Source organism: Kitasatospora sp. NPDC059571, assembly GCF_042735675.1.
Classification (GTDB): domain Bacteria; phylum Actinomycetota; class Actinomycetes; order Streptomycetales; family Streptomycetaceae; genus Kitasatospora.
Genome location: NZ_JBHWBW010000338.1, coordinates 1,935 through 7,145, shown reverse-complemented (window position 1 = coordinate 7,145; position 5,211 = coordinate 1,935). Strand labels below are relative to the sequence as shown.

7 protein-coding genes are annotated in these 5,211 nt (G+C 74.9%); 5 read left to right on the top strand and 2 right to left on the bottom strand.

The features are described from left to right. The 4 genes from ACFV0G_RS28555 to ACFV0G_RS28540 form a co-directional block, all read left to right on the top strand. On the top strand, positions 1–429 hold a 429-nt coding region (locus ACFV0G_RS28555), incomplete at its 5' end, for a substrate-binding domain-containing protein (protein WP_380554107.1). Between the two features lie 43 nt (positions 430–472). After that, positions 473–787: a hypothetical protein gene (locus tag ACFV0G_RS28550; RefSeq protein WP_380554104.1), complete on the top strand. Its 315-nt coding sequence runs from the start codon at positions 473–475 to the stop codon at positions 785–787. A gap of 206 nt (positions 788–993) precedes the next feature. Then, positions 994–1,506 (top strand): SigE family RNA polymerase sigma factor, encoded by a 513-nt coding sequence (locus ACFV0G_RS28545; RefSeq protein ID WP_380554101.1) that lies wholly within the window; start codon positions 994–996, stop codon positions 1,504–1,506. A gap of 39 nt (positions 1,507–1,545) precedes the next feature. Then, positions 1,546–2,526 (top strand): hypothetical protein, encoded by a 981-nt coding sequence (locus tag ACFV0G_RS28540; RefSeq protein WP_380554098.1) that lies wholly within the window; start codon positions 1,546–1,548, stop codon positions 2,524–2,526. A 46-nt stretch (positions 2,527–2,572) separates the two neighbouring features. Here the strand turns inward: ACFV0G_RS28540 and ACFV0G_RS28535 are convergent, their stop codons facing one another. Continuing rightward, on the bottom strand, positions 2,573–2,902 hold the full coding sequence (locus tag ACFV0G_RS28535) for a TfoX/Sxy family protein (RefSeq protein WP_380554095.1): 330 nt from the start codon (positions 2,900–2,902) through the stop codon (positions 2,573–2,575). A gap of 135 nt (positions 2,903–3,037) precedes the next feature. Here ACFV0G_RS28535 and ACFV0G_RS28530 point away from each other — a divergent pair, with 135 nt between their 5' ends. After that, complete coding sequence (locus ACFV0G_RS28530) at positions 3,038–4,234, top strand: permease (RefSeq protein ID WP_380554092.1); 1,197 nt, start codon at positions 3,038–3,040, stop codon at positions 4,232–4,234. Between the two features lie 12 nt (positions 4,235–4,246). Here ACFV0G_RS28530 and ACFV0G_RS28525 read toward each other — a convergent pair whose 3' ends face one another. Then, positions 4,247–4,843 carry a hypothetical protein gene (locus ACFV0G_RS28525; protein WP_380554089.1) on the bottom strand — a complete coding sequence of 199 codons (597 nt, stop codon included), beginning with the start codon at positions 4,841–4,843 and terminating at the stop codon, positions 4,247–4,249. Between the last annotated feature and the right edge of the window lie 368 nt (positions 4,844–5,211).

Here is a 5,211-nt window from a genome sequence, read left to right as displayed (position 1 = left end):
CCGCGCGCGCTCGCCCCCCACTGCCCGCGCGCGCGGCGGCGCGGCGGCCGCGCCGACGCCGGCGGGCCGGGCGCCCCGCCGCCCCCCCCCGCCCTCGGCGCCGAGGTCGACCGGATGACCGGCGGCCCGGAGCCGGTCACCGCGCTGTTCACCGGCAACAACCGGATCACCGCCGCCGTCCTGCACCACCTGCACGGCCGGCCGGCCGCGCAGCGGCCCGCCCTGGTCGGCTTCGACGACCTCGAACTCGCCGCCCTGCTCACCCCCGGCCTCACGGTCGTCGCCCAGGACCCGTACGCCCTCGGGCGCACCGCCGCCGAGCAGTTGTTCCGCCGCCTGGGCGGGGACGCCGGCCCGCCCGTCCGGATCGAACTGGCCACCACCGTCGTCCCCCGGGGGTCCGGCGAGACCCCGCCGCCCGCCGTCTGACGACCGGACACCCGGATGGGGCCTGCGGCAGGAGCGCGGCGGCGTGCGCGCCCGCTCCGCCGACCGGGTGGTGCCGGTGACCGGGCCGTCACCCGGCCGGTTGGTCGGTGCAGACCACGTCCACGACCGCGGAGACCCGATGCGCACCACCGTCCGAACCGTCCTCGTCTGCACCCTGCTCGGCGCGTCCGCCCTGGCCGGCTGCACCGCCGCTGCCGCCGCCGGGAACCCCGCCTACCCGGCCCCCTCCAAGCAGGACCACCTCTACGCCATCCCGGTGGCCGGCATCACCGACATCGGCGACATCACCAAGCTCGGCCTGCTCGGCAACGACTTCGCCGGACTGCTCGGCAGCTGACCCGCCCGCACACCCGCGACGCCCCGCCCGCCCCACCGGCGCGCGGGGCGTCCCGGCGTCCGCCCGCGGCTGCCCCTGTCACCACGGCCCGCTCCGCGGGCGCCCGGAGATCTCCACCGGATTCGCGTGCGACCACCGCCCGGGTCGAGGCGTCTTGTCTGGATGACGGCCGATCAGAGAACAGCAGAGCGACACGGGGGAACCGCATGCACGAGGTACTCGACTTCGACGAGTTCGCGTCCAGCAGGGCGCGCAGACTCTTCCACGTCGCGTACCTGATGTGCGGTGACTTCCACCAGGCGCAGGACCTCGTGCAGACCACCTTCGCCAAGCTGTACGCCGCCTGGGCGCGGCTGCAGCGCAGCGTCCCCGACACCGGGATGGACGCCTACGCGCGCAAGGTGCTGCTCCGGACCTACCTCTCGCACCGGCGGCTGCGCCGCTCGGGGGAGTTCGCCGTCGGAGCCGTACCCGACCTGCCCGCCGGCGACGGCGGCGGCAGCACGGACCTGCGGCTGACGCTGCTCTCGGCGCTGCGCCTGCTGCCGCCGCGCAACCGCGCGGCCGTGGTGCTGCGCTACCTGGAGGACTACAGCGTCGAGGCGGTGGCCGAGGCGCTGGGGTGCAGCGTGAGCGCCGTGAAGAGCCTGAACACGCGATCGCTCGCCCGGCTGCGCGAACTGCTGGGCGAGGACCGCGAACTGCTGTTCCCGAACTGACCGACCGACCCGGAACGAGCGAGTACGAGGGATGCTGCGATGGGCCTTGAGGACGATCTGACCGGACTGCTCGTGGAGAGCGTCGGTGAACTGAGTCCGCCGGTGGCGGAGATGGTGGCGCAGGGGAAGGCCGCGGGGCGGCGCCGGATCCGGGTCCGCCGGGCCGCGCAGGCGGCGGGCGCGGCGCTGACGGTGGCGGCGATGGTCACGGCGGGGGCCGTGGTGGGCCTCGGCCGCAGCGGCCACGATCCCGTCGGGGCGGCCGCCCCGGCCGCGTCGGGTCCGGCGGCGGGCGGCGGTGCGAGCACGGCGGCGAGCCCGAGCCCGACGGGTGAGCCGGCCAACGCCGTGATGACCTGGCAGGCGATGCTGAAGATCCTCTCCGACGAGCTGCCGCCGGGCGGGCACCTGGCCGACCTCGACCCGTTCGCGGTGAAGTTCAACACCGCCCCCACGAGCCGCTACATCGAGCTCCAGTACGACGACGGCCGGGGGCCGTCCACCGTGATGCTGACGCTGACCCACCGCGCGGACCCGCCCGCCTCCGGGCGGCCCGACGCGTCCGGCAGGGCCGTGGTGCCGCCCGCCTCGGCCTTCACCTGTGCGACCTGGCGGGGCGGCTCCGACGAGGGCCCGCGCCGCCCCGGCAGCGAGAAGCCGGTCTGCGAGGAGTCGGTCCTGCCGGACGGCAGCCTGATGCGCAGTTACATCACCGGCGTCGACGTGGTGGGGCTCTACGACGTGGCGGTCGAGCTGACCCGCCCGAACGGGGACCGGATCAGCGTGTTCGCGGCCAACGGCACCCTCGACCGGGGCCCCGGGAAGACCGGCCACGGCATCACGATCACCCGGGACCGCCCGCCGCTCGGCCTGGCGGGCTGGCAGTCGGTGCTGAAGAGCCCCAGGTGGCAGTGGAAGGTGCCGCAGTCCGTCGTGGACGCCGGGGCGGCGTTCGCCGGGCAGGTGTCCCGATTCCCCTGCCCTAAGGATGTGAAGCGGACCGACTGCGTGATCGACTGAGCCGTCCGGCCGGCGGCCGCGGGCGGAGCGCTGCCGCGGCGGACCGCTACTTGGGCGGCAGCGCCGCCGCGAACTCGAAGCCGCGGTCGACCCACTCCTGCAGGCCCGCGTCCTCGGCGAGTGCCGCCGGGCCGACGAGGATCCAGCCCCGCATCCGCCGCCCGGCCGGATCGAACGGCCGGACCCCGGGCTCCGCGAGGAGCGCCTCGGCCTCGTCCGGGGCGAGCCGGACGATGAGCTCCTCACCGCGGACCCCGACGGCCATATTGCCGTTGAAGAGGAACACCAGTCCGCCGAACATCCGCTTCTCGGTCACCGCGAGCTCCTCGCCGATGTAGGCGTGGATGCGCCGCGCCAGGTGTTCGTCGAACGCCATGGGTTCCTCTCGTCCGGCCCGGGAGGTCTGGGTCCGCACGGGCTGCGACCGGTCACGCTACCGTGCGGCCGTCCGCCCCGGCCGGTCCAGCGTGTCCCGCCGCTGCGGGGCCCCTGGATCGGTGAGGCTTCACCCATGCATGCCGTCCTGCACGCCCTGTCCATCACCGGCTCGATGACCTGGGAGATCACCTGGGCGCTGATCCTCGGGTTCACCCTGTCCGCCGTCGTCCAGGCCGTGGTGCACCGGGCCACCGTCATCGGCATGCTCGGTGACGACCGGCCGCGCACCCTGGCCGTGGCGGCCGGCCTGGGTGCCGCGTCCTCCTCCTGCTCGTACGCGGCCGTGGCGCTGGCCCGCTCGCTGTTCCGCAAGGGCGCGGACTTCACCGCGGCGATGGCCTTCGAGATCGCGTCCACCAATCTGGTGGTCGAACTCGGCGTCATCCTGGCTCTGCTGATGGGCTGGCAGTTCACGCTCGCCGAGTTCACCGGCGGTCCGGTCATGATCGCCGTGCTGGCCCTCCTGTTCCGGCTGTTCCTGCGGGAGCCGCTGCTGCGGGAGGCCCGCGGGCAGGCCGAGCGGGGCGTCGCCGGCTCGATGGAGGGGCACGCCGCGATGGACATGTCCGTGCAGCGCGAGGGCTCGCTGGCCCACCGGCTGTTCTCCCGCGAGGCCTACACCGCCACCTCGCACGTGTTCGTGATGGAGTGGGCGGCCATCCTGCGGGACCTCGTGCTCGGCCTGCTGATCGCCGGCGCGATCGCCGCCTGGGTGCCGGACTCGTTCTGGCAGGCCTTCTTCTTCGAGGGCCACCCGCTCGCCGCGAAGCTCTGGGGCCCGCTGATCGGCCCGCTGGTGGCCATCGCCTCGTTCGTCTGCTCGATCGGCAACGTGCCGCTGGCGGTCGTGCTCTGGAAGGGCGGCATCAGCTTCGGCGGGGTGGTCGCCTTCCTCTTCGCGGACCTGCTGATCCTGCCGATCCTCAACATCTACCGGAAGTACTACGGCCGGCGGATGACGCTCTTCCTGCTGGCGACCTTCTACACGGCGATGGTGGCGGCCGGGTACCTGGTCGAGATCGTCTTCGGCGCCCTGGGCCTCGTCCCCGACCCGGCGGACGCCACCATCCCGACGGAGGGCGTCAGCTGGAACTACACCACCGTCCTCAACATCCTCTTCCTGCTCCTGGCCGCGGCCCTGGTGGTCCGATTCCTGCGCACCGGCGGCCGGGACATGCTCCGGATGATGGGCGGCGCACCCGAAACCGGGCACGAGTCGCCCGGGCACGAGGCACCGGGGCACCAGTCTCCCGGCCACGGCGCCACCTGATCGGAGCCGCCGTCAGGCCGAGGGCACCAGCCCGTAGAGGGCGGTGTCCAGGTCGCGGGCCGTCCAGCCGCGGACCGGCGCGGGGGCGGCCGCCAGCAGCCGGTCGAGGAGTGCCATGTAGCGGCCGTACCGGCCCCTGCGGTGGTCGAGCTCCAGCCCGAGCAGGTCCAGCCCGCGGTGGGCCCGCCGGTCGTACACCGCCATCCGGTCGGGTGCGGCCGCGGTGAGCAGCGCGGAGGCGAGCGCGTCGCCCCTGTCGAAGCCGGGCAGCGGGCTCAGCGCGGCCCGGCCGCGCCGGGCGGCGGTGCCGCGGTCGAGGGCGGTGTCGCGCACCGCGGCGACGGCCTCGGCGGTCACGGCGCGGACGGCGGTGTCCGGAAGGGACATCAGCGCGTACGCCCAGGGCGTGTCGGCCCGCAGCCGCTTCCACAGCACCAGCGCGCCGATGTCGGCCTTGCCGATGCTGCCCTCGGCGGCCACCCTGGCGGCGACCTCGCGCAGGACCTCGTCGTAGGCCCCGCCGGCGCCCTCGTGGTAGGCGGCGTGCGCGGTGGCGAGCCGCTGCCAGTCGTCCGCGGTCACAGCGGCGTGCGCCGCGTCGTCGGTCACCGTCCGATCATCGCGGATGCCGCGGAGGCGGGGGAGCGGTTCGCCCGAACCCGCGGAGTGCGGCCCGGTGGCCGGTTCCGGGCGGCTGCCGGCAGACCGATCCGGAATGGCATGTTCAATCCGGATCCGGACGGGCACATACCACTTGACCGCCCGTCAGAATCCGGCGCGGGCCCGCGAGGCCGTCGCCGGGACGCAGCGTACGACCGCCACAGACCATCGACTCTCCCGCCCCCGGGGCCCGCGGCCCAGACCGCCGCGCGCCCCGGGGCGTTCCCGGGCGGCCCCGGGGGCGGGCGCGCACACGGACCCCCCCGGCGCGCCCCGCCCCACCCGATAAGTGGGCAGGCCCCCCAGTCGCGGGCCCG

Bases quoted from the DNA above. Each gene is read 5' to 3' on its own strand.
- ACFV0G_RS28545 (WP_380554101.1), top strand. From the start codon at position 994: ATGCACGAGGTACTCGACTTCGACGAGTTCGCGTCCAGCAGGGCGCGC.
- ACFV0G_RS28540 (WP_380554098.1), top strand. From the start codon at position 1,546: ATGGGCCTTGAGGACGATCTGACCGGACTGCTCGTGGAGAGCGTCGGT.
- ACFV0G_RS28535 (WP_380554095.1), bottom strand. From the start codon at position 2,902: ATGGCGTTCGACGAACACCTGGCGCGGCGCATCCACGCCTACATCGGC.
- ACFV0G_RS28530 (WP_380554092.1), top strand. From the start codon at position 3,038: ATGCATGCCGTCCTGCACGCCCTGTCCATCACCGGCTCGATGACCTGG.